Here is a 26,368-nt window from a genome sequence, read left to right as displayed (position 1 = left end):
TCTCGGGAATCGGGCGATCAGGCGGACAGGCGGATGAGCGGGCCCATGGTCAGGCGGCCGGCCGGTCAGTGGTGGCCGTCGGCGACGGCCTTCTCCGTGGCGGCGCGCACCACGGCCTCGGCCTCGGCGCCCAGCGGGTGGCGCGGCGGCCGGGTGGGGCCGCCACGGCGGCCCACGATGTCCATGGAGACCTTGATGGCCTGCACGAACTCGGTCCTGGAGTCCCAGCGCAGCAGCGGGTGCAGTGACTTGTAGAGCGGCAGTGCGGTCTCCAGGTCCTTGGCGACGGCGGCCCGGTAGAGCTCCGCGCAGGTGGCCGGGAAGGCATTCGGGTACCCGGCGACCCAGCCGACCGCGCCGGCGATCGCGAGCTCCAGCAGGACATCGTCCGCACCGACGAGCAGGTCGAGCTCGGGGGCCAGTTCGGCCACCTCGTACGCGCGCCGGACGTCGCCGCTGAACTCCTTGACCGCCACGATGCTGCCGTCGCCGTGCAGCCGGGCCAGGAGGGCGGGGGTCAGGTCGACCTTGGTGTCGATGGGGTTGTTGTAGGCCACGACCGGTATCCCGGCCCCGGCGACCCGCGCGTAGTGGTCGCGCACGGCGTCCTCGTCGGCGCGGTAGGAGTTCGGCGGCAGCAGCAGCACCGAGCCGCAGCCCGCCGCGGCGGCCTGGTCGGCCCAGCGCCGTGCCTCGTCGGCACCGTAGGCGGCGACGCCGGGCATCACGCGCGCACCGTCGCCCGCGGCCTCGACGGCGGTGCGCACCACGCGGGCGCGTTCCTCGTCGGTGAGGGTCTGGTATTCACCGAGGGAGCCGTTGGGCACGACGCCGTCGCAACCCTGGTCGATCAGATAGCGGACGTGCTCGGCGTAGGCGTCGTGGTCGACGGAGAGGTCCTGGCGCAGCGGGAGCGCGGTGGCGACCATGATGCCGCGCCAGGGGCGGTCGGGGGTCCAGGAGGTGGTGGTCATGTCGGTAACCCTTCTGCGGTCCGTGTTCATGCGGAGTCGGGTGTGCCGGCCGAGCCGAGCACACCGAGCGGTACGGGTACGGCCAGCGGCCGGCGTTCGGGGGACGGCGGTACGGGCCCCTCGCCGGTGCCGGCCGCGAGGCAGGCCACGGCGGTCCCGCACATCCGGCCCTGGCACCAGCCCATGCCGGCGCGGGTGAGGAGCTTGACGGTGCGCGCGTCGCGGGCGCCGAGATCGGTGACCGCCTCCCGGACACGGCCGGCGGTCACCTCTTCGCAGCGGCAGACGTCGGTGTCGTCGTCGAGCCAGCCGGTCCAGCCGGGGCCGGGTGCGTGCGCGGCGGCCATGACGCCGGCGAAGGCGCGCATCCGGGCCCGGCGGCGGCGCAGCTCGGGGACGCGGCCGTGCCCGGTGGGCGGGGGCAGTCCGCGCAGCCGGGTGGTCACGGCGATGCCCGCCAGTTCGCCCTCGACGCGGGCCAGTTGCCACCCCCCGATGCCGCCGGTCTCGCCGGCGGCCCACAGGCCCGGCACCGAGGTCTCCTGCAGGTCGTCCAGGTCGAGGGCGTACGTGCCGTCGGGCGCGGCCCGGGTGGCGCAGCCGAGTCCGGTGGCGAGTTCGATCTGCGGGATCAGTCCGTGTCCCACGGCCAGCGCGTCGCAGGCGACGCGGCGTCCCGTCCCCGGCACCGGGCGCCACCGGCGGTCGAGGCGGGAGACCGTGACGGCCTCCACCCGGTCGGTGCCGTGGACCTCGGTGACCGCGCTGCGGGTGCGCAGCCGTACGCGGTGGCGCAGTGGCGCGGTGCCGTAGGTGGCGGCTTCGATCAGCTTGTGGGGGTTGGCGGCCAGGGCGCGGGGGTGGCGGGCGTATCCGAGGTAGTCGGACGCCTCGACGACCGCCGGGACACGGGCGCCCGCGGCGGCGAGCGAGGAGGCGACGGCGAGGAGCAGGGGACCGCTGCCGGCGACGACGATCCGGCTGCCGGGCAGCACGAGACCGGACTTGAGCATCGCCTGGGCGCCCCCGGCTCCCACGACTCCGGGCAGGGTCCAGCCGGGGAAGGGGAGTTGCCGTTCGTAGGAGCCCGTCGCGAGCAGGACCGCGCGGGCCCGCACCCGTACCGGGTGTGCGCCGTCCCCGTCGTCGCCGGTGAGGGCGTGGACCGTCCAGTCCTCGGCGTGCTCCCGGGCCACGCTCCAGACGTGGTGTCCGGCGAGGTGGACGGTGCCGCTCGCCTCCAGGCGGGCGCGGAGCCGGGTGAAGGCGGGCCAGCCGTGGTGCAGGGCCTGGGGGCGGCCGGCCCGCAGGGGTGGTGCGGGATGCCGGAAGAACTGGCCGCCGACCCGGGGCGAGGCGTCGAGGAGCGCGACCGACAGGCCGAGCGCGGAGGCGGTGACGGCGCCGGCGAGGCCGGCGGGGCCCGCGCCGATCACGGCGAGGTCGTACGGTTCAGACGCCGAGCCCGGCATGGCCGTGTCCTTCCTGGGTGGTGACCGCGTCTCCGGGCCGGGCGGGGACCAGGCAGGCTCTGCGGTTGGGCTCGCCGTTGACGGTGGCGAGGCAGTCGTAGCACTGTCCGATGCCGCAGAAGGCACCGCGCGGGCGGCCGCCGTGGCGGGTGGTGCGCCAGGCGAGGATGCCCGCCGCCCACAGGGCGGCGGCGATGGTCTGCCCGGGCAGGGCGGGGACGGTACGTCCGTCGAGGGTGATCTCGAACGGCGGGCCGGGCGCCGCTCGCACGAGGTCGGCGGGCGTACGGGCCATGGCGGGGCCTCCTTCCGGGGCGGGTGGCGGGGTGGTGGGATCAGGCGGCGGTCGTGAAGCGGGCGGGGGCGAACGGGCTCGCGTCCAGGGGCGGTTCGGTGCCGGTCATGAGGCGGGCGATGATCAGGCCGGTGGCCGGGGCGAGCCCGATTCCCGCGCCCTCGTGGCCGCAGGCGTGCAGCAGCCCGGGCACGTGCGGGTCGCGGCCGATGGCGGGCAGGTGGTCGGGCAGGTAGGGGCGGAACCCCGCGTACGTCCGCATCACCCTGACTCCGGCGAGGACCGGGAACAGCGCCGTGGCCCCGTCCGCGAGCCGGCGGAGCACCTCCACCGGCACGGAGCGGTCGAAGCCGACCCGCTCGCGGCTGGCGCCGATCAGGACGGGGCCCGCCGGGGTGCCTTCGACCACGGCCGAGGTCTGGAGGGCTGCCGAGCCGCTCGCCACGTCGGCGACGTAGTCCGCCGCGTACACCTTGTGCCGCACCACGCGCGGCAGCGGTTCGGTGACGAGGACGACGCCGCGGCGGGGCAGGAGGGGCAGGTGCGCCCCGGCGAGGGCGGCCAGTTCGCCGCCCCAGGTGCCGGCGGCGTTCACCACGTGCGGCGCGAAGGTGTCCCCGGCCGGTGTCCGTACGCCGCGTACCGCGCCGTCCGTGCCGGTGAGGACGGCGGTGACCTCCTCGCCGGTGCGGATCCGGGCGCCCGAGGCGCGCAGCAGGTGAGCGGCCGCGAGCGCGGGCTGGACCTGGGCGTCCTGGGGGTAGAGGCAGCCGCCCGCGAGTCCGGGGGCGAGGTGGGGTTCCAGGTCGTGCAGCCGGTCCGCGGGTATCTCCTCGGCGGTGACGCCCGCCTTCGCCTGTGCCGCGGCGAAGGCGCGCAGGGCGTCCATGCCCGCCGCGCCGGAGGCGACGACCAGGCCGCCCTTCGGCTCGTACTCGACGCGCGCCGGAAGCGATGCGGCCAGCTCCCGCCACAGTCGCGCGGAGAGCAGGGCCAGGTCGAGTTCGGGGCCCGGTTCCTTGTCGGAGACCAGGAGGTTGCCCTCACCGGCCCCCGTGGTCCCGCCCGCGACGGGACCACGGTCGATCACGGTGACGGAGAGGCCGGAACGGGAGGCGTAGTAGGCGCACGCGGCGCCGACCACTCCCGCGCCGACGACGATGACGTCCGAGGAGCTTCTCGTTGGCACATCAGTAATATTTCACATTGCACTGCTGCTGCCAAGAGCTCTCCCGATCAGTCTTCGCCGCCGGCCCCCTCACCCGCCGTCAGCCCTCCAGCAGTTCGCCCATCCACGCCTCGATCGCGTCCGGCGTGCGCGGCAGGGCACCGGACATCAGCCGCGCCCCCTCGGCCGTGATCACCAGGTCGTCCTCGATCCGCACGCCGATGCCCCGCAGTTCGGGGGGCAGCGTCTCGTCGTCGGGCTGGAGGTAGAGCCCGGGTTCGACGGTGAGCACCTGCCCTTCCTCCAGGACCCCGTCGAGGTAGGTCTCCGCCCGTGCCTGGGCGCAGTCGTGGACGTCCAGGCCGAGCATGTGGCCGCTGCTGCACAGGGTGTAGCGCCGGTGGAGGTCGCCCTCGGGGCTCTTCAGCACGCCCCATTCGGCGAGGCCCTCCGCGATCACGCGCATGCCGGCCCGGTGGAAGTCGCGGAAGCTGGCCCCCGGCTTGAGCGCGGCGATGCCGGCCTCCTGGGCGGCGAGGACGAGTTCGTACACCTGCCGCTGTACGGGCGCGAAGCGCCCGGAGAGGGGGAAGGTGCGGGTGATGTCGGAGGTGTAGAGGGTGTCCGTCTCCACGCCGGCGTCCAGCAGCAGCAGTTCGCTCGGGTCCAGCCGCCCCTCGTTGCGTATCCAGTGCAGGAGGCAGGCGTGCGCGCCGGAGGCCGCGATGGTCTCGTAGCCGGTGCCGTTCCCCTCCGCCCGGGCGCGCAGGCCGAAGACGCCCTCGATCCACCGCTCACCGCGCGGGTGGGCCAGCGCGCGCGGCAGCGCCCGCACGACGTCCTCGAAGCCCTGGACGGTGTGGTCCACGGCCGTCTGGAGCTGGCCGATCTCCCAGGCGTCCTTGAGGAGCCGCAGTTCGCTGAGCGCGGTGGCGAGTTCCGCGTCGCGGGAGGCGTCGCGCCCGGGCGGGAGCTTCCCGAGGTCCGCCAGATGGACGCAGCGCAGGCCGGTCATGCGCTCGGCCTCCGCGAGGTCGGGGCGGCGCCCGACCCAGAACTCGCCGTAGCGGCGGTCGCGGTAGAACTCGCCGCCGTCGCGCGGCGAGCGCGGCCGGATGTACAGCACCGCGTCGTGCCGGTGCGGCCCGTCCGGCTCCAGGACGAGGACGTGGCCCGTCTGGTCCTCGCCGGTCAGTCCGGTCAGCCAGGCGTACGCGCTGTGCGGCCGGAAGCGGTGGTCGCAGTCGTTGGAGCGGACCTTCAGCTCGCCCGCCGGCACGATCAGCCGCTCGCCGGGGAAGCGCCGGGACAGCTTCGCCCGGCGCGCGGCGGTGCGGTCCGCGACGGGCAGCCGGATGTCGTCGGGCAGCGGGGTCGCCGCCCAGTGTCCGGTCATGAAGCGTTCCAACTCCGCCGAAGCGGACAGATCATGGCTTACCGTCCGGAGCGCTGCGGTCGCCGATTCGTTCATGAGACTCCCTCTCGGACACAGGTGGGTAACGGAGTGACTGACACCTTGTCAGTGCAATTTCACATTACTATGTTACGGGTCACATTTCAGCCGTCCAGCCGCTCAACTGTTCACGGAGTGACCACTGATGAACAAGCGCACCTGTACAGCCCTCGCCGCCGCACTGGCGGCCACCCTCGCCCTCGGCACGGCCGGCTGCTCCGGCGGAAAGCGGACGGGGAGCGACAAGGCCGGCGGAGCGAATCCCGCCGCCGCCAACGAAGGCGCTGTCGTCGGCGGCACGCCGCAGCGGGGCGGCACGCTCACGGTGCTGTCCAACCAGGACTTCACCCACCTCGACCCGGCCCGCAACTGGGTGATGAACGACATGGACTTCGGCACCCGGCTGCTCTACCGCACGCTGGTGACGTACAAAGCCGCGCCCGGCACCGAGGGCGGCCGGCTCGTCCCGGACCTCGCCACCGACCTCGGCACCTCCTCCAACGGCGCCCGCACCTGGACCTTCCACCTCAAGCCGGGCGTGAAGTACGAGGACGGCTCGCCGGTCACCGCCCAGGACGTCAAGTACAATGTGGAACGGTCGTTCTCCCCCGACCTCCCCGGCGGCGCCGACTACGCGGCCCGCTACCTCGCCGGCGCCGACGGCTATCAGGGCCCGGCGCAGGGCAAGCACCTCGACTCGGTCCGGACGCCGGACGACCGCACCATCGTCTTCGAACTGGGCAAGCCCTTCGCCGAGTTCCCCTACGCCACGGCGATGCCGACCTTCGCGCCCGTACCGCAGGCGAAGGACAAGGGCCCGCAGTACGACAACCGGCCGTTCTCCTCCGGGCCCTACAAGGTCGACTCCTACGCCCGTGGAAAGAAGCTCACCCTGGTCCGCAACGACCACTGGGACCCGGCGACGGACGAGGTACGCAAGGCGTACCCGGACAAGCTGGTCGTCGTGATGGGGCTGAAGGGCAACCAGATCGACGACCGGCTGATAGCGAGCCAGGGCGCGGACGCCTCCGCCGTCTCCTGGGGCGCCCTGCGGCCGGAGAGCGCGGCGAAGGTGCTGCCCCGCGCCGAGGTGAAGAAGCGTCTGCTCGCGGAGTCCACCAACTGCACGGACATGGTCCAGATGCACACCGGCCGGGCGCCCTTCGACCAGGTGAAGGTACGCCAGGCCGTGCAGTACGCCCTGGACCGGGACGCCGTCCTGACCTCCTCCGGCGGCCCGGCCTTCAACGTCCTGTCGACCGCGTACATGCCCGCCACGCTCTTCGGCGGCCACCAGCCCGACACCTCACGGATCCCCGCCACGGGCGACACCGAGAAGGCGAAGCAACTGCTCAAGGAGGCCGGCAAACCGGACGGCTTCTCCACCAGCATGACGGTCTCGTCCGGTGACAAGGGCCGCGCCGAGGCGGTCCAGCAGTCGCTGGGCCGGGCCGGCATCAAGGTCACCATCGAGACCGTCGACCCGTCCGCCTTCTACGCCACCATCGGCGACACCAAGAACCGCACCGACATGGTGTACACCGGCTGGTGCCCCGACTACCCCTCCGGCTCCACCTTCCTGCCCTTCGTCTTCGACGCCCGCCACATCAAGGAGAAGGGCAACTCCGGCAACCACTCGCTCTTCCGCGACGACGCCACCATGAAGCGGATGGACGAGATCGCCGCCATGACCGACACCAAGGAGGCGACCGCGGCCTGGCAGAAGCTCGACGGCGAGATCCTCGCCAAGGCCCCGGCGGTCCCGGTGCTGGTCCGGCGGTGGCCGCTGGTCCTCGGCACCAACATCGCGGGCGCGTACGGGCAGACCTCCTTCGGCGGCCAGCTGGACTACGCCACCGTCGGCCTGAAGAACCCCGCCGCGAGCCGGGGCTGAGGGCGGCCGCCATCATGACCACCACCGCATCCCTTCCGGACGTCGCCACGGGCGGCGGCCCGTGGCGGCTCGCCCGTGCCGAACTGCTGCGCCGCACCTCCGTCAAGGTCTCCCTCGCCGTCGTCGCGCTCTTCGTCCTCATGGCGGCGGGAGCCCCGCTGCTGAGCTCGCTCGCCGGCTGGGCCCCCGACGAGTTCGACAAGTCCGCCGTCGACCCCTACCTCGGCGGCCGGCCGATCGGCCCGCTCGGCGGGATCTCCGCCGACCACTGGCTGGGCGTGGAACCGGTCACCGGCCGCGACCTCTTCGCCCGCGTCGTCCACGGCGCGCAGGTCTCGCTCCTCATCGCCCTCACCGCCACCGCGATGGTCGTCGTCGCCGGGACGGCCGCCGGGATCGCGGCCGGCTACTTCGGCGGCCGCACCGACGCCCTGCTCTCCCGCCTGATGGACCTCACCATGTCCTTCCCCTCCCTCATCTTCATGATCGCCATGATGTCGGTGGCGAAGGACGTCAACCGCGTCCTGCTGATGACCGCGGTGATCGGCCTGTTCGGCTGGCCCGGCATCGCCCGCGTCGTGCGCGGCCAGGCGCTCGCGCTCAAGCACCGCGAGTACGTCGACGCCGCCCGCGTCGGCGGCTCCGGGCCCTGGCGCATCCTCACCCGCGACATCCTCCCGGGCGTCTCCGGGCCCGTCATCGCGTACACCACCCTCATCGTCCCCGGCATGATCGCGACGGAGGCGGCCCTGAGCTACCTCGGCGTCGGAGTACGACCGCCCACCCCCTCCTGGGGACAGATGATCGCCGAGAGCGTCGCCTTCTACGACACGGACCCCATGTACTTCGTCCTTCCGAGCGCCTGCCTGTTCCTGACGGTGCTCGCCTTCACCCTGCTCGGCGACGCCCTGCGCGACGTCCTCGACCCGAGGAGCGGCCGCGCATGACCCTCTACATCGGCCGCCGGCTCCTCGGCGTCGTCGGCGTGCTGATCGCCATCGCCGCCGTCACCTTCACCATCTTCTACGTTCTGCCCTCCGACCCCGCGGCCGCGGCCTGCGGCAAGTCGTGCAGCACGGAACGGCTGGAGGCGATCCGCGCCCACATGGGCCTCGACCGGCCGCTGTGGCGGCAGTTCGCGGACTTCGTCACCGGCGTCTTCACCGGCCGGACCATGGGCAGCGGCCAGTACGCCCTGCACTGCGCGTTCCCCTGCCTCGGCTACTCGTACGAGAACTCCGAGGCCGTCTGGGACCTGCTGATGGACCGCCTCCCGGTGTCGGCCTCGCTGGCCCTGGGCGCGGCCGCGCTCTGGCTGCTGCTCGGTCTGAGCGCCGGGGTCGCCGCGGCCTTGCGCAAGGACACCCTCACCGACCGCGTCCTGATGGTCGGCGCCGTCGCGGCCGCCTCGCTGCCCGTGTACTTCACCTCCATGATGCTGATCTACGGCCTGATCCGGGTGGCGGGACTGCTGCCCTATCCGCAGTACGTGCCGTTCGGCGACGACCCCGCCGAGTGGGCGTCCAACCTGCTCCTGCCGTGGCTGGCCCTGGCGATCCTCTACGCCGCCATGTACGCGCGCCAGAGCCGGTCCTCGATGATCGAGACCATGGCGGAGCCGTACATCCGCACCGCCCGCGCCAAGGGCCTGCCGCGCCGCACCGTCGTCGTCAAGCACGGCCTGCGGGCGGGCATGACCCCGATCCTCACCCTCTTCGGCATGGACCTGGGCGGCCTGCTGGCGGGCGCGGTCATCACCGAGTCCATCTTCGGACTGCCCGGCATCGGGCGGCTCTTCTACGGCGCCCTCTCCACCGGCGACCAGCCGGTCATCCTCGGCGTCACCCTGCTGGCGGCCACCTTCATCGTCGTCGCCAACCTGGCCGTCGACCTGCTCTACGCCGTCGTCGACCCACGAGTGAGGTACTGATGGCCGCCGAACGCCCCCTGCTGTCCGTACGCGACCTCACCGTCACCTTCCCGACCCGGCGCGGCCCGGTGCGGGCGGTGGACTCCCTCTCCTTCTCGGTGCGCCGCGGACAGACCCTCGGCATCGTGGGTGAATCCGGCTCGGGCAAGTCCGCCACCTCCCTGGCGGTCATGGGCCTGCACACCGGCGCCGAGGTGTCCGGCTCCGTCACGCTCGACGGCCGGGAGCTGACCGGGCTGCCCGAGCGCGAACTCAACCGGCTGCGCGGCCGCCGGATGGCGATGATCTTCCAGGACCCCCTCTCCGCCCTCCACCCGTACTACACGGTCGGCGAGCAGATCGCCGAACACCACCGCGTCCACTTCGGCGCCGGCCGGGCGGCGGCGCGCAGGCGGGCCGTCGACATGCTCGGCGAGGTCGGCATCCCCGACCCCGCGCGCCGGGCCGGCGAGTACCCGCACCGGTTCTCCGGCGGGATGCGCCAGCGCGTGATGATCGCCATGGCACTCGCCTGCGAACCCGACCTGCTGATCGCCGACGAACCGACCACCGCCCTCGACGTCACCGTCCAGGCCCAGATCCTGGAGCTGATCGACCGCCTGCGGCACGAACGCGGGCTCGCGGTCGTGCTCATCACGCACGACCTCGGCGTCGTCGCCCGCGTCGCCCAGGAGGTGCTGGTGATGTACGGGGGCCGGGCCGCCGAACAGGCGCCGGTCGACGCCCTGTTCGCCGACCCCGCCCACCCCTACACCCGCGGACTGCTCGACTCCCTGCCCCGCCTCGACGACCGCGACGACGACCCGCTGCGGGCCATCCCCGGCAGCCCGCCCTCGCTGCTCGCCCCCGCCCCCGGGTGCGCCTTCGCGCCACGCTGCTCCCGCGCGGCGGCGGCACCGCCGCAGGAGCGCGGCCGCTGCGAGGAGGCCCGGCCGGCGTTCGCCCCCTCCCGGGGGCACCTGGTCGCCTGCCATCTCCCTCTGCACACCACCGCACCCGTTCAGGGAGGCACCCGATGACCGCGCCGCTGCTCTCCGTACGGGATGTGACGATGACCTTCCCCGGCAGGCGGGGCCGTGCCGCTCCCGTCCGGGCCGTCGACGGCGTCACCTTCGACGTGGCGCCGGGCGAGACCCTGGGGCTGGTGGGCGAGTCCGGCTGCGGCAAGTCGACCACGGGCCGCATGATCGTACGGCTGCTGGAGCCGACCGACGGGTCGATCACCTATGACGGCCGCGACATCAGCCACCTGGGCCGGCGTGCGCTCAAGCCGCTCCGCCGCGACCTCCAGATGGTCTTCCAGGACCCGCACTCCTCCCTCAACCCGCGCCAGACCGTGGCGCGGATCATCGCCGATCCCCTGCTGGCTCAGGGCGGTTCCGCGACCGGCGCTCGCGAGCGGGCGGCGGAGCTGATGGAGCTGGTCGGGCTGATCCCCGAGCACCTCGACCGCTATCCGCACGAGTTCTCCGGCGGGCAGGCGCAGCGGATCGGCATCGCCCGCTCGCTGGCCACCGGTCCCCGGCTGATCGTCGCCGACGAGCCCGTCTCGGCGCTCGACGTCTCCGTGCGGGCCCAGATCGTCAACCTGATGGAACGGCTGCGGCGGGAGCTCGGTCTGGCCTACCTCTTCATCGCCCACGACCTGTCGGTGGTCAAGCGGGTGTGCGACCGGGTCGCCGTCATGTACCTGGGGCGCATCGTGGAGGTCGGCGACAAGGACCGCGTGTACGGGGCCCCCGCGCACCCCTACACCCGGGCCCTGCTCTCCGCCGTGCCCCTGCCGGATCCGGCCGCCGAGCGCGTCCGCGAGCGGATCACGCTGCTGGGCGACCCGCCGAGCCCGGCGGCGCCCCCGCCGGGCTGCGCGTTCCACCCCCGCTGCCCCAAGGCGCGGGCGATCTGCCGGAGCGAGGCGCCGGTGCTGCGGACGACGGTGCCGGGGGAGGCGCGGGAGGTGGCCTGCCACTTCCCCGAGACGGCGGAATGATCCGGAAGAGGATCATCCACTTCATGGTTCGAGGCAACCCGACAGGTCTGAGGGCTTGTCAGTAACATTTCACATTACTACGTTACGCATCACATGGCAGTGCATCGGCCTCTCATGTACCGCTGGTCGCGGGGCGGTTGCCGTCCCGTGCGCGCCTGCCATCACCTCCCACACCTCCCACACTGGAGTCATCGGTGTTCCCTTCGAGAACTCTGCGCAGATCCCTGCTCACCGCGGCGATAGGCGCGACGCTCTGCGCCACGGCCGTCCAGCCCGGCTTCGCCGATTCCCCCTCCCCCACCACCGCCGCCGCCCGGCCCGCCCCCCGCCCGGCCGCCCCGGCACCCAACCCCTTCGACGAGGTGACCCGCCTCGCCAACGCCCCGCGGCCCGCCATCCAGTCGCCCTCCACGCCCGGCGGCCTGAAGGACGGGCGCGTGCCAGGCGCCCTGACGGCCAAGCCGAAGCCCACGGCCGCCCCGCCCCGCGCCACCATCGGCGGCGTCGCCGTCCCCTGCACGCTCGACGGCGTCAAGGGCCTGAGCCCGGAGCAGTTCGCCGACTTCCTCGCCGACCAGGCCGTCACCGCCGACGGCTGCCTGCGCGGGCTCATCTGGACCTGGGACCAGCGCCTGGTCCCGGTCATGTCGAAGGCGCACGTCCAGGCCGTCTCCCGGCGGATCGAACAGCTCGCCTCCGCGCACGACGGCAAGAACGGCAGCCACCTGCTGGAGATGTTCACCTACCTCCACGCCGTGGGCTACCACGACTTCTCGCACGACGAGATCGACCTCGGCGACGCGCAGACCGTGGAGGCCATCCGCTGCGCCGTGAACTCCTTCGGAACGGCCGCCCGCACCTTCGACGTCACCCGCACCAACGCCGAGACCCTGCGCGAGGCCCTCTACGCAGCCAGTTCACCGGGCCTGCGCCAGCACCAGCTGCCGCTGGTCAAGCGCGTCCTGGCGACCATGGACGCCGCCCACCCGGCGACCGCCAAGGACACCTCCTGGGCCGGCGCCGCGCTCGCCGCGCTCTCCCTCAACTACCTCGGCGTCTACACCGGCAACCACGACACCGCCTTCCACGCCGCCGTCACCGCCGACTCCTCCTACCGCGCGGCCTTCAAGGCCTTCGCCGGTTACACCCACCTCAAGGGCACGGCCAACGCCTGGGTGGTGCGCGACGCCGTCGGGGAGTACGGCCGGATGGGCCAGATCGACGCGCTCAAGAGCGAGATCACCTCCGCCCTCGGCGGCCTGCTCACCACCACCGCCGGCAACTTCGGCGAGGGCAGCGAGCCCTGGGCCAAGGTCGTCACCTGGCTGAACGAGTTCGACGCCTGCAAGCAGTACGGAGTGTGCAAGGCGGACATCGAGCGCCGTCTCTTCCCCAGCACCTACACGTACGACAACGGCGGCATCAAGGTCCGCACCGCCCTGCCCCGGGCCACCGTCGACCGGCTCTACTACGCGAGCAAACAGGTCAAGGCGCAGTTCCACCGGGTGCTGGGCACCGACCAGCCGCTGGCGGGCGACACCAACACCACGCTGAACATCGTGCTGTACGCCTCCCGCTCCGACTACGAGATCTACCACCCGCTGCTGACCGGCATGAGCACCAACAACGGCGGCATCTACATCGAGAACGGCGCCACCTTCTACACCTACGAGCGCCGGGTCCCCCAGGACTCCACGCTCACGCTGGAGGAGCTGTTCCGCCACGAGTACACGCACTACCTCAACGGCCGGTGGGCCGTGCCCGGCCTCTTCGGCGAGGGCCCGTGGTACGAGGGCGACCGCACCACCGCCATGGACGAGGGCACCGCGGAGTTCTTCGACGGCGCCACCCGCGACGACGGCATCAAGGTCCGCAAGTCGCTGGTCCAGAGCGTCATCAACGACACCGCGGGCGGCAAGCCGCGCATGAGCGTGGACCAGCTGCTGCACGCGGAGTACGACCGGGACGGCTTCCGCTTCTACTCGTACGCGGGAACGTTCTTCGAGTACCTGTGGTCCGAGCGCCCGTCGCTGCTCAAGGAGATGTACGGCTATCTCCGGGCCGATGACGTCGCGGGCTTCGACGCCTGGCGGAGCCGCCTCGGCCGGGACACCGGTCTGCAGCGCGCGTACGACACCTTCCTGGACCAGCAGATCGCCAAGGTCAAGGACCTGTACGTGCCCGCGACCACGTTCACGCCCGTCGGCGGGCTGGACGCCGGGCACCCCGCCACGGTCCGCGCGTCCTTCAAGGCCACGACCGGCATGGCACCCGACTGCCGCTCCAACGAGGCACCGGGGCGCCCCCGGTTCACCTGTACGGGCCGCGTCACCGCCAACCTGAGCGACCCGGGCAACGCCGACCTGGTCTTCAAGGACATGTCCGAGACGGTCGACTACTTCATCCTCGACCGCACGAAGAAGGGCACCAACAACTTCGCCGACATGAACTGCTCCTTCGGCAAGGTCGACATCTGGTCCGGTCGCCCCGCGGGCTCGGCGGACTTCAGCTGCGAGGGCCCCTTGCGCGGCTGACACCAACAGGTGCCGGGCCTCGCCGCCGAGGCGGGCCCGGCACCCCGGCGGGCGGAGATCCTCAGGCCGGAAAGCGCCTCCGGCCACAGGCCCTCCGTCGCCTACCGTATGCCGGGTCCGCGCTGGACCCACTCGGGAGGAGACAGGCCCTTGCGCCCGGAATCCGCAGGTCAGGAGAGCGTGTACGACCACCGCAGGCTACGGCAGTGGCTGGCCGGACAAGCGGCGGCCACGGGCGGCGGCCCCTCGCGCCGGCACGTGCTCGGGCTCCTCGGCGCGGCCGGCGCCGCGGCCGCCCTCGCCCCGGCCCTCCCCGCCCCGGCCCACGCGGACAGCGGCGGGAGGGACGGCGGGCCGCCCGGCATCGTCAAGCCGCTGCCGCCCGAGCTGCTGACCGTGCGGGGCACCAACGCCGAGACCAACTGGCAGGCGCTGCGCACCACCGGCTATCACACGCCGGTCGACCGGTTCTTCGTACGCAACCACACCGCCACTCCCCTGCTGGACCCGCGGACCTGGCGGTTGACCGTCTGGGGCAGCGGGCTGCGCGGCGGCGCGGTCGACTTCACCTACGGCGACCTGCGCTCGCTGCCCGCCGTCACCCTCAGCGCCTGCGTGGAGTGCGCGGGCAACGGGCGCAGCCACTTCACCTCCCAGCAGGGCGACCGGGTGACCGGCACCCCGTGGACCATGGGGGCGATAGGAGCGGCGCGCTGGCGCGGCGCCCGCCTGGCGGACGTCCTGCGTCACGCCGGGGTGGGCCGGCACGCGGTGGACGTGATGCCGCGCGGCCTGGACGGGCACTACGTCGACGGCGGCACGGACTTCGGCCGGGTCCGCAGACCGCTGCCGCTGGCCAAGGCCCTCGACGACGTGCTGCTGGCCTACGAGATGAACGGCGAACCGCTCCCCTACGACCACGGCAGGCCCGTCCGGCTCGTCGTCCCGTCCTGGGCGGGCATAGCGTCCATCAAGTGGGTCGGTGACATCGAGGTGGCGGACCATCCGCTGTTCTCGCCCTGGAACTCCGTCTTCTACCGGCTCTTCGGCCCGGCCCACCCACCCGGCGGCAGCGCTCCCATCAGCGTCCAGCCGGTGCGCAGCGCCTTCGAGTACGCGCCCGGAACCGCCTTCGCCGCCGGGGTCCGGCACCGGCTGACCGGCCGCTCCTGGTCGGGCCGCGGCGGCATCCGGCGGGTGGAGGTCAGCACGGACGGCGGCCGTTCCTGGCGCCCGGCGCGCCTGCACGACCGCCCGCACCGCCACGGCTGGACGCGCTGGAGCACCGACTGGACACCCCACGGGACCGGGCGCACCGAGCTGCTGGCCCGGGCCACGGACACCGCGGGCAACACCCAGCCCGCCCGGGCCGTACCCAACGACCAGGGCTATTTCTTCGACGCCGTCGTGCGGCATCCGGCCGTGGTGGTCTGACGCGCCGCCGGTCCGCTCGCCGCACGGATGTCCTGACTCTTTTGTGACATGGCCGCAGCATGCCAAATCCCGGCCGGAACCCGTGAGGCACCGATGCCTTTCGGTCGTCCGGACGACCGGACGACCGCCGGGGCCGGGGCATGGGCCGTCCGATCGATCCGGCGCTCCGGCCCCGCCCCCGCCGCGCCGCACTCCGCGGGACTGGACCATTGGTACAGTGACCGGCCGGAAAGCCGACCACGAGGAGACCACCGGCCCATGGCCGTCGACGCGCTGGACGCCAGGATCCTTCGGCTGCTCCTGGAGCAGCCGCGTACGAGCGTGCGGGAGTACGCGCGCGTGCTGGGCATCGCGCGGGGCACGCTCCAGGCACGGCTCGACCGCCTGGAACGCGACGGCGTGATCACCGGCACGGGGCCACGTCTGTCGGCCGCGGCACTCGGTCATCCGGTGCTGTCGTTCGTGCACATCGAGGTCACCCAGGGGCATCTGGACCCGGTCGCGGCCTCGCTGGCCGAGGTACCCGAGATCATCGAGGCCTTCTCGATCACCGGGGGCGGCGACATGATGGCGCGCGTCGTCGCCCGTGACGCCGGACATCTCGAGGACGTCATCCAGTTGCTCGTCCAGCTCCCGGGCGTGGTGCGCACCAGGACCGAGGTGGTGCTGCGCGAGCGGGTGCCGTACCGGATGGTGCCGCTGGTGGACGCGGTGGGGCGCGCGGCCGCACAGCGCCATCCGTGAGCCTCCGGCGCCGTCCTCCACCAGTCCTTCCCGCTGGACGGGGCCCGGTTTCTCCTCGCGCGGAGTGAGTGCGATTATCTGCACGCTCGACTCAACCCGCGAGGAACAGAGGCATACATGGAGAGATGTGGCGGAAGACCGGCCCGCCGGTGGGGCGCGGCCGTGATCGCGTCGACCGCGGCGGTCGCCGTCGCGCTCCCGGTGACGACCGCGGAGGCCGCCGGCGGCCCCGCCGGTGTCACCGCGAGGGGCGCGTTCCTGCTCGATGGCAAGACCAACCGTCAGTTGTGGGCCAAGGACGCCGACACCAAGCGGCAGATGGCCAGCACCACCAAGATCATGACCGCGGTGGTGGTCCTGGACACCCGTGGCGTCGACCTGAACAAGCAGGTCACCATCAAGCAGTCCTACCGCGACTACGTGGCGCGCAACGGCGCGAGCACGGCCGATCTGCGGACGGGCGACAAGCTGACGGTGCGACAGCTGCTGTACGGCCTGATGCTGCCCTCCGGCTGCGACGCCGCGTACGCGCTCGCCGACACCTTCGGCAGTGGCGGCACCGAGGCGGCCCGCACCACGTCGTTCATCGCGAAGATGAACAAGAAGGCGTCGGAACTGGGCATGAAGAACACCAAGTACGACTCCTTCGACGGCATATCGAGGGCCGGCGCCAACTACACCACCCCGCGTGACGCGGCACAGCTCGCCCGCCACGCGATCGCGAACAGCACGTTCGGCACGGTCGTCAAGGCGACCAGCACCCGGCAGAAGGCGGCGAACGTCAACCGCACCTACTACTGGGACAACACGAACAAGCTGCTCGGCTCCTACAAGGGCGCGATCGGCATCAAGACGGGCACCGGCACCGCCGCCGGACCCTGCCTGGTCTTCGCCGCCCAGCGCGATGGCCGGACCGTGGTGGGTGTCATCCTCAACGATGCCACCAACCGTTATCCGGACGCTGTGAAGATGCTGGACTTCGCGTACCGGACGAAGACGAGCGTGAAGCTGCGTCAGCTGCCGGAGTCGGCACAGCGGGACTGACGGATCACGCCGGACCGGAGGCCCTCGGGAGGGAACCGCTCTCCGGGGGGCCTCTGTCGTCCTGCGGCTTCCGCTTCGCCAGGGGTGCTGCCGCCGCGCCGCCATCAGCCGTCAGCTGTCAGCTGTCAGCCGAGGAAGGACAGACGGACCTTTCGGTCCGGATTGTCGATGTTGGTGTCCACCAGGACGACCGACTGCCAGGTCCCCAGCTGCAGCTCGCCTCCGACCACCGGCAGTGTGGCGTGCGGCGGGACCAGGGCCGGCAGGACGTGGTCCCGGCCGTGGCCGGGGCTGCCGTGGCGGTGCCGCCACCGGTCGTCGGCCGGGAGCAGGTCCTGGAGCGCGGCCAGCAGGTCGTCGTCGCTGCCCGAACCGGTCTCGATGACGGCCAGGCCGGCCGTGGCGTGCGGGGTGAAGACGTTGAGCAGGCCGTCCCGCCCCCGGGCGGTCTCCCGGAGGAAGGCGGAGCACGCGTCCGTCAGGTCGTAGACGGTCTCGACGGACCCCGTCGGGACGTTGATCGTGCGGGTGGTGAAGGTGTCAGCCATTTCCTCACCGTAACCGCCCTACCGGCGCCCATGTCGTCCACGCCACGGCCGGCGGACGCGAACGGGCTCACGACGACGGCCACGGCGTCAGCCTTGACGGATCGGTTCTTCCCACGTGCCGATCACTGCGGCAGTATGAGCGCCGGGCAGGCGGCCGTGAGGAGAGGGCATGCGCGTAGGGCTGTTCGTGACGTGCGTCAACGACACGCTCTACCCCCGTACGGGGCAGGCCGTCGTGACCCTGCTGGAACGGCTCGGGGTGCGTGTCGACTTCCCCATGGCGCAGAGCTGCTGTGGGCAGCCACTGTTCAACACCGGATACCGCCGTGACACCGAGCCTCTGATGCGTCGCCACGCCATGGCCTTCCGCGACTACGACTACGTCGTCACCCCTTCCGGTTCCTGCGCCGCCATGGTGCGTGACAACTACCCCCGCATCGCCGCCCGAGCGGCCGCGGAAGGGCGGGACGAGGGTCTCTCCGAGGCGGCGGCAAGCACGGTGCCGAAGACGTACGAGCTCACCGAGTTCCTCGTGGACGTGCTGGGCGTGACCGACGTCGGCGCCTACTTCCCGTACCCGGTCACCTACCACCCCACCTGCCACGGGCTACGGCTGCTCGGTCTCGCCGACCGTCCACGCCGGCTGCTGGAGCGAGTGGAGGGACTGGAACTGAGGGAACTGGCCGGGGCGGAGGAGTGCTGCGGCTTCGGCGGCACCTTCGCCGTGAAGAATCCCGCCGTCTCCGCCGCGATGGGCGCCGACAAGGCCCGGGCCATCACCACGACCGGTGCCGACGCCGTCTGCGCCGTGGACAACTCCTGTCTCATGCACATCGGTGGCATCCTCGCCCACCAGGGTTCCACCGTGCGCCCCCTGCACATCGCGGAGATCCTCGCCGGACGGAAGGACGACGCCCGATGAGCCGCACCTACGTGGGTATGCCGGCCTTCCCCCGATCCGCCGGCCTCGCCACTCAGGACAGCCGGCTGCGCGCCAATCTCCGCCACGCCACTCACACCATCCGCGCCAAGCGCGCCCGGGCCGTCGCCGAACTGGACGACTGGGAGCGCCTGCGCACCGCCGGGGCCGCCATCAAGGACCGTACGCTGCGCCACCTGGACCACTACCTCCTGCGCCTGGAGGAAGCCGTGACCCGTGCCGGGGGCACAGTCCACTGGGCGGCGGACGCCGCCGAAGCCCATCGCATCGTCACCGAGCTGGTACGCGCCACCGGCGAGAGCGAAGTGGTCAAGGTCAAGTCGATGGCCACCCAGGAGATCGGTCTCAACGAGGCCCTCGCCGACGCCGGTATTCGCGCGTACGAGACCGACCTCGCCGAACTGATCGTGCAGCTGGGCGACGACCTCCCCTCCCACATCCTGGTGCCCGCCATCCACCGCAACCGCGGCGAGATCCGCGACATCTTCCGCGACCGGATGGCGGACTGGGGACTCCCGGCCCCCGAAGGGCTGACCGACCGGCCCGCCGATCTGGCCGAGGCCGCCCGGCGGCACCTGCGGGAGAAGTTCCTGCGCGCCAAGGTCGGTATCTCCGGGGCGAACTTCATGGTCGCCGAGACCGGCACCCTGGTCGTGGTGGAGTCCGAGGGCAACGGCCGCATGTGCCTGACGCTCCCGGAGACCCTGATCTCGGTCGTCGGTATCGAGAAGACCGTGCCGACCTGGCGGGACCTGGAGGTCTTCCTCCAGCTGCTGCCGCGCTCCTCCACGGCGGAACGGATGAACCCGTACACCTCCATGTGGACGGGCACCACCGACGGCGACGGCCCGCGCTCCTTCCATCTGGTGCTGCTCGACAACGGCCGTACCGACACCCTCGCGGACCGGGTCGGCCGCCAGGCACTGCGCTGCATCCGCTGCTCGGCCTGCCTCAACGTCTGCCCCGTGTACGAGCGGGCCGGCGGCCACGCGTACGGCTCGCCGTACCCCGGGCCGATCGGGGCGATCCTCACCCCCCAGCTGCGCGGGCTCGTCTCCCCCTTGGAGGAGTCCCTGCCGTACGCCTCCTCGCTGTGCGGTGCCTGTTTCGAGGTCTGCCCGGTGGCCATCGATATCCCCGAGGTGCTCGTCCATCTGCGGGAGCGGGTCGTCGAAGGCGGCGAGGTGACGGTCCGCGGCGCACGGACGGTCATCAAGCCGGCGAAGAGGCACAGCGCCGAACGGGCCATGATGCGGGCCGCCCGCTGGACCTTCGACCATCCCGGCGCACTCCGCCGCGGCCAGCGGATCCTCTCCCGGACGCGTGCGCTCCACCCTCGTCGGCTGCCGGGACCGGGACGCGCCTGGACGGACTCCCGCACCCTGCCGACGGTCCCTCCGGAATCCTTCCGCGACTGGTGGGCCCGCACCCGCGGGGGCCCGGCGTGAACGGCGACGCGAGCAGGGAACGGATCCTCGGGCGGGTGCGGCGCGCGCTGGCCGACGTGCCCCGACAGGAGCGCCCCGGTGACCACCCGGTGGCTCGCGAGTATCTGCGCGTTCACGAGGAACGGTCGCCGGCCGAGTCCGTCGACCTCCTCGCCCGCAATCTCACGGACTATCGCGCCCTCGTCCACCGCGTGGACGCGCCCGGCCTGCCCGCGCTGCTCGCCCGGCTGCTGCACGAGCGGCATGCCGGCCGGGTGGCCGTGCCCGCCGGACTGCCGGAGGCATGGCTCGCCTCCGCCGGGGTGCGCCTCCTTCAGGACTCGCCGGCCCTGACACCGCATGAGCTCGACGGTGTGGACAGCGTCGTCACCGGCTGCGCGCTGGCCATCGCCGAGACCGGCACCGTGGTGCTCGACGCCGGCCCGGGCCAGGGGCGTCGCGCCCTCACGCTCGTACCGGACCATCACCTGTGCGTGGTGCGGATCGACGACCAGGTCGTGGACTCGGTACCGCGGGCCCTGGAACGCCTGACCGCCACCCGGCCCCAGACCTGGATCTCGGGCCCGTCGGCGACCAGCGACATCGAACTGGACCGGGTCGAGGGCGTCCACGGGCCCCGCACCCTGGAAGTCGTCCTCGTCGCGGGAGATCCGCGGACCGGGTGAGCCACGCCGGACACGGGGCTTGTGGCGGGAACGCGTTCCGTCCGATCCTGGTGGTTCCTGTTCCTCGGCGTATCGCTCATTCGGAGCCGACGTATGCGCGCACGACGACCGGACCCTCGCGCTCACCTTGTCACCCACGCGTCGCCGGAGGTGTTCCAGGAGAACCGGGAACCCGCCCGGGCCCCGTTCATCCCCCACGCCGACGTCAGGGCCGCGCTCACCGGCGAGGCGGCCGACTCGCCGCACTACCGCTCCCTGAACGGCGAGTGGCGCTTCGCCTGGTCGAGGAACCCCGACGAGCGGCCCATGCACTTCCACACCGCCGACTTCGACGACAGCGGCTGGGACCACATCACCGTGCCCGGCAACTGGGAGACCCAGGGCTACGGAGATCCGGTCTACCTCAACGTCGAGTACCCCTGGACCGGCTACGAACAGCCCGCTCCCCCGCACGCGCCCACCGGATTCAACCCGGTCGGCTCCTATCGCCGCACCTTCACCGTTCCCCCGGCGTGGGCCGGCCGCCGGACCCTGATCTCCTTCCAGGGGGTCAAGTCCGCGTTCTTCGTGTGGGTGAACGGCGAGCGGGTGGGCTACAGCGAGGACAGCTACAGCCCGGCGGAGTTCGACATCACCTCCTGTCTGCGCACCGGCCAGGATGATCCGGACGAAGGGTGCGACAGCCTCGCCGTCGAGGTCTACCGCTGGTGCAAGGGGAGTTGGCTGGAGGACCAAGACCTGATCGACCTCTCCGGAATCTTCCGCGACGTGTACCTCTACTCCGTCCCCGAGGTGCGCGTGAACGACCTGTTCGTACGCGCCGAGCCGGACAGCGCGTCGCGCGACGCCGCGCTCATGGTGACGGTCGGCCTGCGGTCGGGGGCGCAGCCGTCCCCCGACGGTCATCAGGTGCGGGCGACACTCCACGACCCCCTCGGTGCCGCCGTCCTCTCCCTGACCGGCGCCGCCCGCTTCGATCCCTCCGGGGAGGCCGTGGTCGAGCTCTCGGCCCGTGTCACGGCACCCGCCCTGTGGTCGGCCGAGGATCCCCGCCTCTACACGCTCGTCGTCGAGCTGATCGCCCCCGACGGCGGACCGGTGGACGTCCGGCGTACCCGTGTCGGCTTCCGCTCGGTCTCGTGCGGTCCGGCCGGGCTCACCCTCAACGGCAGGCCCCTCGTCCTGCGAGGTGTCAACCGGCACGAGTGCGACCCCGACCACGGGCAGGCGGTGCCCGAGCGGCGGATGGTCCAGGACATCCTCCTCATGAAGCGGCACAACATCAACGCCGTCCGCACCTCGCACTACCCGAATCATCCGCGCTGGCTCGAACTGTGCGACGAGTACGGCCTGTACGTGGTCGACGAGGCCAACCTGGAGACGCACGCCGTCCGCGACCGTCTGCCGGCGAGCCGCCCCGAGTGGACGGCCGCCTGTCTGGACCGGATCCGCGGCCTCGTCGAACGGGACAAGAACCATCCCAGCGTGGTGATCTGGTCGCTGGGCAACGAGGCCGGCCGGGGATCCGCCTTCGAGATCATGGCCGACTGGGTGCACCGCCGCGACCCCTCGCGGCCCGTCCACTACGAGGGCATGAACGAGGTCGCCGACATCGAGTCGCATATGTACGCCACTCCGGAGGACGTCAAGGCCTACGGCACATCCGGCGGCCCCAAGCCGTACGTCCTGTGCGAGTACGCGCACTCCATGGGCAACAGCACCGGAAACCTCCAGGAGTACTGGGACGTCATCGACGCCCATCCCTCGCTGCACGGCGGCTTCATCTGGGACTTCGCCGACCAGGCGCTCCGCCGCCCGGTCCCGGGCGACCCCGGCCGCACGTTCCTCTCCTACGGAGGGGACTGGCAGCCCGGCGGGCGCGACGACGGCAACTTCTGCTGCAACGGGCTCGTCGACGCCGACCGCAACCCCCATCCGGCGCTGCACGAGGTCAAGAAGGTCTACCAAGCCGTACGCATCGCGGCCGCGGACCTCACGCACGGGGCCGTACAGCTCACCAACCGGCAGGCGTTCACCGGCCTCCAAGGCTACGAGCTGTGCTGGGAGGTCACCCGCGACGGCGAGCGGATCCGGCACGGCACCCTGCCCGCCCCGCGTACCGAGCCGGGAGAGACCACGACGGTGAACCTCCCGCTGGAGCCACCGGAGAAACCGGAACCGGGGGCGGAGTACTGGTTGAACATCTCCCTCGCCCTGCGCGCGGCGACGCGGTGGGCCGAGTCCGGACATGTCGTCGCCGCCGGGCAACTCGCGCTCCCCTGGCGCGCGGCCGCACCGACCCCGCCCGCCAGGGCCGTCCGGCCCGCGCTCGACGTCAGCCGGACGCCGCACGGCGTCACCGTCACCGGGCCCGGCCTCCACGTCGTCCTGGACCGGGCCACGGGAACCCTCACCACCTACCGCCACCACGGCCGAACGCTGCTGACAGCCGGCCCCGTGCCCAACTTCTGGCGGGCGCCCACCGACAACGACATCGGCCGCGCCACCCAGGTCACCCAGATGACGTGGCGCGACGCGGGGGCGCGGCGCACGGTCACGGGGCTGGAGATCAGCCAGGTCGATCCCTCCGAGGTCGTCCTCACCGTCACGGCCACGTTGCCCACGGCTCCCGCGGTCTCCCGCTGGACCACGGTCTTCACTGTGCGAGGCGACGCCGGGATTCACGTCCGGCACGTGCTCGCACCGGGAGCGGGACTGCCGGATCTGCCGGTGGTGGGCGCCCTGCTGACCGTGCCGCCCGATCTCGGGACGCTCACCTGGTACGGGCGAGGGCCGCACGAGAACTACCGGGACCGGTGCACCGGAGCCTTCGTCGGCCGCTACAGCGGCTCCGTGGACGCGCATGGCATGCCGTACGCCCGCCCGCAGCAGACGGGCAACGTCACGGACGTGCGTTACGCCTCGCTGACCGGGCCGGACGGCACCGGCCTGACCATCGCGGCGGAGCCTTCCGAGAACGCGGGATGGCTGGAGTTCAGCGCGCTGCGCTGGACCCCGTTCGACCTCGACGGCCTCAGGCATCCGCACGAACTGGTCTCGCGCGACGAGATCGTTCTGAGCGTCGATCACCGGCAGACGGGCGTGGGCGGCAACGACTCCTGGGGCGCACCGCCCTTGGAGCCCTATCTCCTGCGCGCCGATCGCGACTACGGCTACGCGTACTGGCTGCGGCCCGCCCGCTAGCCGCCGAGCACGCTGTTCTCCCCCGGTGAACCGCCCCCTGATGTCCATGTCCGCGAGACTAGGCGGGAAGCGGCCCGGCCGTTCCGGACCGTCCACAGGGCCGGTCATATGATCTCACTTGACGGAAGGAGCCCTGGTGGAACTGCCGCTGCACGGCGTCACGGTCATCGCTCTCGAACAGGCTGTCGCCGCCCCCTTCGCCACCCGCCAGCTCGCGGATCTCGGCGCACGCGTCATCAAGATCGAGCGGCCGGGACGCGGAGATTTCGCCCGCGACTACGACCGCCGGGTGAAGGGACTCTCCGCCTACTTCGTCTGGGTCAACCGGGGCAAGGAAAGCGTGACGCTCGACCTCAAGGACGCCACCGACCGTTCCCTGCTCGACCGGCTCCTCGCCCAGGCCGACGTGTTCGTACAGAACCTCGGCCCCGGCGCCGCGGACCGCCTGGGGCTCGGCGCCGACGTGCTGCGCGCCCGCCGGCCCCGCCTGATCACCTGCGACGTCTCCGGTTACGGCGCGGCGGGGCCGTACCGGGACAAGAAGGCCTACGACCTGCTGGTGCAGTGCGAGGCAGGGCTCCTCTCGATCACCGGAAGCCCCGATTCGCCCGCACGGCCCGGCATTTCCGTGGCCGACATCGCCGGTGGCATGTATGCGTACACCGGCATCCTCACCGCGCTGTACGAGCGCGAGCGCACCGGCGAGGGGTCGGCCCTGTCCGTCTCGCTGCTCGACGCGCTCGCCGAGTGGATGGGGCAGCCGTACTACGCCCAGGCCTACGGCGGCGAGCCCCTCACCCGCAGCGGCGCCCGGCATCCGACCATCTCCCCGTACGGGCACTACGGGTGCGGCGACGGCGCGACGGTGTTCCTGAGCGTGCAGAACGACCGGGAGTGGGTCGCGCTGTGCGAACAGGTGCTGCGGGAGCCCGCGTTGGTCCGCGATCCCCGTTTCGCGGACAATCCGCTGCGCCGCGCACACGACGCCGACCTGACCGCCGTCCTGGAGAAGCACTTCGCCCACCACACGGCGGACGGGCTGGTGGCGTTGCTGGACCGGGCCGGCATCGCCAACGCCCGGCTGCGGACGGTCACCGAGTTCGCCGGCCATCCGCAGCTGGCGGCCCGGGACAGGTGGCGCGACTTCGGCTCGCCGGCCGGTCCGCTGCGGGGCCTGCTGCCACCCGTCGAGGTGAACGGTCGCGAGGCGGCGATGGGAGCGGTACCGGCCCTGGGCGAGCACACGGCCGCGATCCGCGCGGAGTTCGACGGCCCTTCGGAGGCCGGCACCGATTAGCGGTCCAGCGGACGCTTGGCGGTCTCCGGGAGGACGGCGTAGACGCAGGCGGAGACGAGGCAGAGCCCCGCGACGTACCAGGGGAAGGCTCCGGGGTGGCCGGACTGCTTGAACCAGGTCCCCAGGTAGGGAGCCGTCCCTCCGAACAACGCGACAGTGAGGGAATAGGGGAAGCCGATTCCGGCGGCTCGTACCCGCGCCGGGAAGACCTCGGCGTTCACGGCCGCGGCGACCGAGGTGTAGCCGGTGAGCAGCACCATCCCCGCGCACTGCACGAGCAGCAGGGAGGCGAAGTCGCTGGTGATCGCGCGCAGCAGGGGCACGGCGAGGAGCGCGAAGCCCACGGCGAAACCGAGCAGCAACGGCCTGCGGCCGACGCGGTCCGAGAGCAGACCGCCGAGCGGCTGGAGCACGGCGAAGAAGGCCAGCGAGAGGGTACCGGCGATGAGCGCCTGCCCCTTGTCGAAGCCGGCGTTCACCTGGGCGTAGGTCGGCAGATAGGTGGTCCAGGTGTAGTACGCGAGGGTGCCGCCGGCCGTGATGCCGCAGATCAACAGGGATTCGCGCGGGTGCTGTCGCAGGGCGTCGAAGAGGGCGGGGCGCTCGGCCGCGCGTTGCCTCACCTCATGCGTCTCCCGCGCGCCCTGGCGGATCCAGAATCCTACGAGGCTGATGAGTGCGCCGATCAGGAACGGCACCCGCCATCCCCAGTCGCCCATCTGCCCGTCGGTCAGCAGGTGGGCGAGGAGGGCTGCTATGCCGGAGGCGAGAAGCTGGCCGATCGTGGTGGACACGTACTGGAAACTGGAGAACAACCCTCGCCGGCCGGGGCCCGCCGATTCCACGAGGAAGGTCGTCGAGGCGGCGAACTCCCCTCCGACCGAGAGGCCCTGGACGAGGCGGGCGAGGACGAGGACCACGGGAGCGAGGACCCCTGCCGAGGCGTAGGTGGGGGTCAGGGCGACCAGCAGACTGCCGCCTCCCATGAGCAGGATGGTGACGGTCAGAGCGGCGCGACGGCCTCGCCGGTCGGCGATCGCGCCCATCAGCAGACCGCCGACCGGCCGCATGAAGAAGCCCACCGCGAAGACTGCGAAGGTGGAGAGCAGCGGCACGAGGGAATTGCCCGAGCTCTTGGGAAAGACCTGATCGGCGAAGTAGACCGCGAGGAATGAGTAGGCGTACCAGTCGTACCACTCGGCGGCGTTGCCGATGGACGCCGCCGCGAGTTGGCGGAGGGCTGATCGTGACGAGGTGGGCGAGGGTTCGGCGGTCGTGCCGGTATCAGTGCCGTCGACGGGCAGGGACTCGGATTGCGTCATGATCCATTGGAT

At 72.1% G+C, this 26,368-nt stretch carries 21 protein-coding genes; 14 read left to right on the top strand and 7 right to left on the bottom strand.

Annotated elements, in window-relative coordinates:
- Positions 1–65: 65 nt before the first annotated feature.
- The 5 genes from J7E86_RS15700 to J7E86_RS15680 form a co-directional block, all read right to left on the bottom strand.
- Positions 66–974: a dihydrodipicolinate synthase family protein gene (locus J7E86_RS15700; protein ID WP_215082291.1), complete on the bottom strand. Its 909-nt coding sequence runs from the start codon at positions 972–974 to the stop codon at positions 66–68.
- Positions 975–1,000: 26 nt separating this feature from the next.
- The gene (locus J7E86_RS15695; RefSeq protein ID WP_215082290.1) at positions 1,001–2,446 is read right to left on the bottom strand and encodes an NAD(P)/FAD-dependent oxidoreductase; all 1,446 of its coding nucleotides are present in this window, start codon (positions 2,444–2,446) and stop codon (positions 1,001–1,003) included.
- On the bottom strand, positions 2,427–2,741 hold the full coding sequence (locus J7E86_RS15690; RefSeq protein ID WP_215082289.1) for a (2Fe-2S)-binding protein: 315 nt from the start codon (positions 2,739–2,741) through the stop codon (positions 2,427–2,429). The genes J7E86_RS15695 and J7E86_RS15690 overlap by 20 nt, the downstream gene beginning before the upstream one ends.
- A gap of 40 nt (positions 2,742–2,781) precedes the next feature.
- A complete protein-coding gene (locus J7E86_RS15685) occupies positions 2,782–3,930 on the bottom strand; it encodes an FAD-binding oxidoreductase (RefSeq protein ID WP_215082288.1) in 1,149 nt (382 codons plus the stop codon).
- 79 nt (positions 3,931–4,009) lie between these two features.
- The gene (locus J7E86_RS15680; protein ID WP_215082287.1) at positions 4,010–5,380 is read right to left on the bottom strand and encodes an aminopeptidase P family protein; all 1,371 of its coding nucleotides are present in this window, start codon (positions 5,378–5,380) and stop codon (positions 4,010–4,012) included.
- 127 nt (positions 5,381–5,507) lie between these two features.
- Between J7E86_RS15680 and J7E86_RS15675 the strand changes: the two genes are divergently transcribed.
- The 9 genes from J7E86_RS15675 to J7E86_RS15635 all read left to right on the top strand — a co-directional run bounded on the left by J7E86_RS15675 (position 5,508) and on the right by J7E86_RS15635 (position 16,932).
- Positions 5,508–7,256 (top strand): ABC transporter substrate-binding protein, encoded by a 1,749-nt coding sequence (locus tag J7E86_RS15675; RefSeq protein WP_215082286.1) that lies wholly within the window; start codon positions 5,508–5,510, stop codon positions 7,254–7,256.
- 14 nt (positions 7,257–7,270) lie between these two features.
- A complete protein-coding gene (locus tag J7E86_RS15670; RefSeq protein ID WP_215082285.1) occupies positions 7,271–8,203 on the top strand; it encodes an ABC transporter permease in 933 nt (310 codons plus the stop codon).
- Positions 8,200–9,186, top strand: a complete 987-nt coding sequence (locus J7E86_RS15665) for an ABC transporter permease (protein WP_215082284.1) — start codon at positions 8,200–8,202, stop codon at positions 9,184–9,186. Before J7E86_RS15670 ends, J7E86_RS15665 begins: the two co-directional genes overlap by 4 nt.
- Positions 9,186–10,205: an ABC transporter ATP-binding protein gene (locus J7E86_RS15660; protein ID WP_215082283.1), complete on the top strand. Its 1,020-nt coding sequence runs from the start codon at positions 9,186–9,188 to the stop codon at positions 10,203–10,205. Before J7E86_RS15665 ends, J7E86_RS15660 begins: the two co-directional genes overlap by 1 nt.
- A complete protein-coding gene (locus tag J7E86_RS15655) occupies positions 10,202–11,176 on the top strand; it encodes an ABC transporter ATP-binding protein (RefSeq protein WP_215082282.1) in 975 nt (324 codons plus the stop codon). Before J7E86_RS15660 ends, J7E86_RS15655 begins: the two co-directional genes overlap by 4 nt.
- Before the next feature lie 194 nt (positions 11,177–11,370).
- Positions 11,371–13,710: a collagenase gene (locus J7E86_RS15650; RefSeq protein ID WP_215082281.1), complete on the top strand. Its 2,340-nt coding sequence runs from the start codon at positions 11,371–11,373 to the stop codon at positions 13,708–13,710.
- A 108-nt stretch (positions 13,711–13,818) separates the two neighbouring features.
- Positions 13,819–15,144, top strand: a complete 1,326-nt coding sequence (locus tag J7E86_RS15645; RefSeq protein WP_215082280.1) for a sulfite oxidase — start codon at positions 13,819–13,821, stop codon at positions 15,142–15,144.
- A 258-nt stretch (positions 15,145–15,402) separates the two neighbouring features.
- Positions 15,403–15,888: an Lrp/AsnC family transcriptional regulator gene (locus tag J7E86_RS15640; RefSeq protein WP_215082279.1), complete on the top strand. Its 486-nt coding sequence runs from the start codon at positions 15,403–15,405 to the stop codon at positions 15,886–15,888.
- Positions 15,889–16,005: 117 nt separating this feature from the next.
- The gene (locus J7E86_RS15635) at positions 16,006–16,932 is read left to right on the top strand and encodes a D-alanyl-D-alanine carboxypeptidase family protein (protein WP_215082278.1); all 927 of its coding nucleotides are present in this window, start codon (positions 16,006–16,008) and stop codon (positions 16,930–16,932) included.
- 125 nt (positions 16,933–17,057) lie between these two features.
- Here the strand turns inward: J7E86_RS15635 and J7E86_RS15630 are convergent, their stop codons facing one another.
- On the bottom strand, positions 17,058–17,480 hold the full coding sequence (locus J7E86_RS15630; protein ID WP_215082277.1) for a YjbQ family protein: 423 nt from the start codon (positions 17,478–17,480) through the stop codon (positions 17,058–17,060).
- A 169-nt stretch (positions 17,481–17,649) separates the two neighbouring features.
- Between J7E86_RS15630 and J7E86_RS15625 the strand changes: the two genes are divergently transcribed.
- From J7E86_RS15625 to J7E86_RS15605, 5 genes are all read left to right on the top strand, one after another.
- On the top strand, positions 17,650–18,402 hold the full coding sequence (locus J7E86_RS15625; RefSeq protein WP_215082276.1) for a (Fe-S)-binding protein: 753 nt from the start codon (positions 17,650–17,652) through the stop codon (positions 18,400–18,402).
- Positions 18,399–19,868, top strand: coding sequence for a lactate utilization protein B (locus tag J7E86_RS15620; protein WP_215082275.1), 1,470 nt, complete (start codon positions 18,399–18,401; stop codon positions 19,866–19,868). Before J7E86_RS15625 ends, J7E86_RS15620 begins: the two co-directional genes overlap by 4 nt.
- Complete coding sequence (locus J7E86_RS15615; RefSeq protein WP_308312602.1) at positions 19,865–20,533, top strand: LUD domain-containing protein; 669 nt, start codon at positions 19,865–19,867, stop codon at positions 20,531–20,533. The genes J7E86_RS15620 and J7E86_RS15615 overlap by 4 nt, the downstream gene beginning before the upstream one ends.
- Before the next feature lie 93 nt (positions 20,534–20,626).
- Positions 20,627–23,737, top strand: a complete 3,111-nt coding sequence (locus J7E86_RS15610; protein ID WP_215082273.1) for a glycoside hydrolase family 2 TIM barrel-domain containing protein — start codon at positions 20,627–20,629, stop codon at positions 23,735–23,737.
- A gap of 136 nt (positions 23,738–23,873) precedes the next feature.
- Complete coding sequence (locus tag J7E86_RS15605; RefSeq protein WP_374223804.1) at positions 23,874–25,034, top strand: CaiB/BaiF CoA transferase family protein; 1,161 nt, start codon at positions 23,874–23,876, stop codon at positions 25,032–25,034.
- Here J7E86_RS15605 and J7E86_RS15600 read toward each other — a convergent pair.
- Complete coding sequence (locus J7E86_RS15600) at positions 25,031–26,356, bottom strand: MFS transporter (RefSeq protein WP_215082272.1); 1,326 nt, start codon at positions 26,354–26,356, stop codon at positions 25,031–25,033. The genes J7E86_RS15605 and J7E86_RS15600 overlap by 4 nt on opposite strands.
- Positions 26,357–26,368 lie beyond the last annotated feature (12 nt).

Source organism: Streptomyces sp. ISL-11 (assembly GCF_018614525.1).
Classification (GTDB): domain Bacteria; phylum Actinomycetota; class Actinomycetes; order Streptomycetales; family Streptomycetaceae; genus Streptomyces.
This window is presented reverse-complemented; position numbering and strand designations above follow the sequence as displayed.

Excerpts from the sequence above, each read along its gene's own strand:
- J7E86_RS15635 (WP_215082278.1), top strand. The coding sequence starts at position 16,006 with ATGGAGAGATGTGGCGGAAGACCGGCCCGCCGGTGGGGCGCGGCCGTG.
- J7E86_RS15620 (WP_215082275.1), top strand. The coding sequence starts at position 18,399 with ATGAGCCGCACCTACGTGGGTATGCCGGCCTTCCCCCGATCCGCCGGC.
- J7E86_RS15670 (WP_215082285.1), top strand. The coding sequence starts at position 7,271 with ATGACCACCACCGCATCCCTTCCGGACGTCGCCACGGGCGGCGGCCCG.
- J7E86_RS15680 (WP_215082287.1), bottom strand. The coding sequence starts at position 5,380 with ATGAACGAATCGGCGACCGCAGCGCTCCGGACGGTAAGCCATGATCTG.
- J7E86_RS15600 (WP_215082272.1), bottom strand. The coding sequence starts at position 26,356 with ATGACGCAATCCGAGTCCCTGCCCGTCGACGGCACTGATACCGGCACG.
- J7E86_RS15700 (WP_215082291.1), bottom strand. The coding sequence starts at position 974 with ATGACCACCACCTCCTGGACCCCCGACCGCCCCTGGCGCGGCATCATG.
- J7E86_RS15665 (WP_215082284.1), top strand. The coding sequence starts at position 8,200 with ATGACCCTCTACATCGGCCGCCGGCTCCTCGGCGTCGTCGGCGTGCTG.
- J7E86_RS15675 (WP_215082286.1), top strand. The coding sequence starts at position 5,508 with ATGAACAAGCGCACCTGTACAGCCCTCGCCGCCGCACTGGCGGCCACC.
- J7E86_RS15695 (WP_215082290.1), bottom strand. The coding sequence starts at position 2,446 with ATGCCGGGCTCGGCGTCTGAACCGTACGACCTCGCCGTGATCGGCGCG.
- J7E86_RS15610 (WP_215082273.1), top strand. The coding sequence starts at position 20,627 with ATGCGCGCACGACGACCGGACCCTCGCGCTCACCTTGTCACCCACGCG.
- J7E86_RS15625 (WP_215082276.1), top strand. The coding sequence starts at position 17,650 with ATGCGCGTAGGGCTGTTCGTGACGTGCGTCAACGACACGCTCTACCCC.
- J7E86_RS15690 (WP_215082289.1), bottom strand. The coding sequence starts at position 2,741 with ATGGCCCGTACGCCCGCCGACCTCGTGCGAGCGGCGCCCGGCCCGCCG.
- J7E86_RS15630 (WP_215082277.1), bottom strand. The coding sequence starts at position 17,480 with ATGGCTGACACCTTCACCACCCGCACGATCAACGTCCCGACGGGGTCC.
- J7E86_RS15660 (WP_215082283.1), top strand. The coding sequence starts at position 9,186 with ATGGCCGCCGAACGCCCCCTGCTGTCCGTACGCGACCTCACCGTCACC.
- J7E86_RS15640 (WP_215082279.1), top strand. The coding sequence starts at position 15,403 with ATGGCCGTCGACGCGCTGGACGCCAGGATCCTTCGGCTGCTCCTGGAG.
- J7E86_RS15645 (WP_215082280.1), top strand. The coding sequence starts at position 13,819 with ATGCCGGGTCCGCGCTGGACCCACTCGGGAGGAGACAGGCCCTTGCGC.
- J7E86_RS15655 (WP_215082282.1), top strand. The coding sequence starts at position 10,202 with ATGACCGCGCCGCTGCTCTCCGTACGGGATGTGACGATGACCTTCCCC.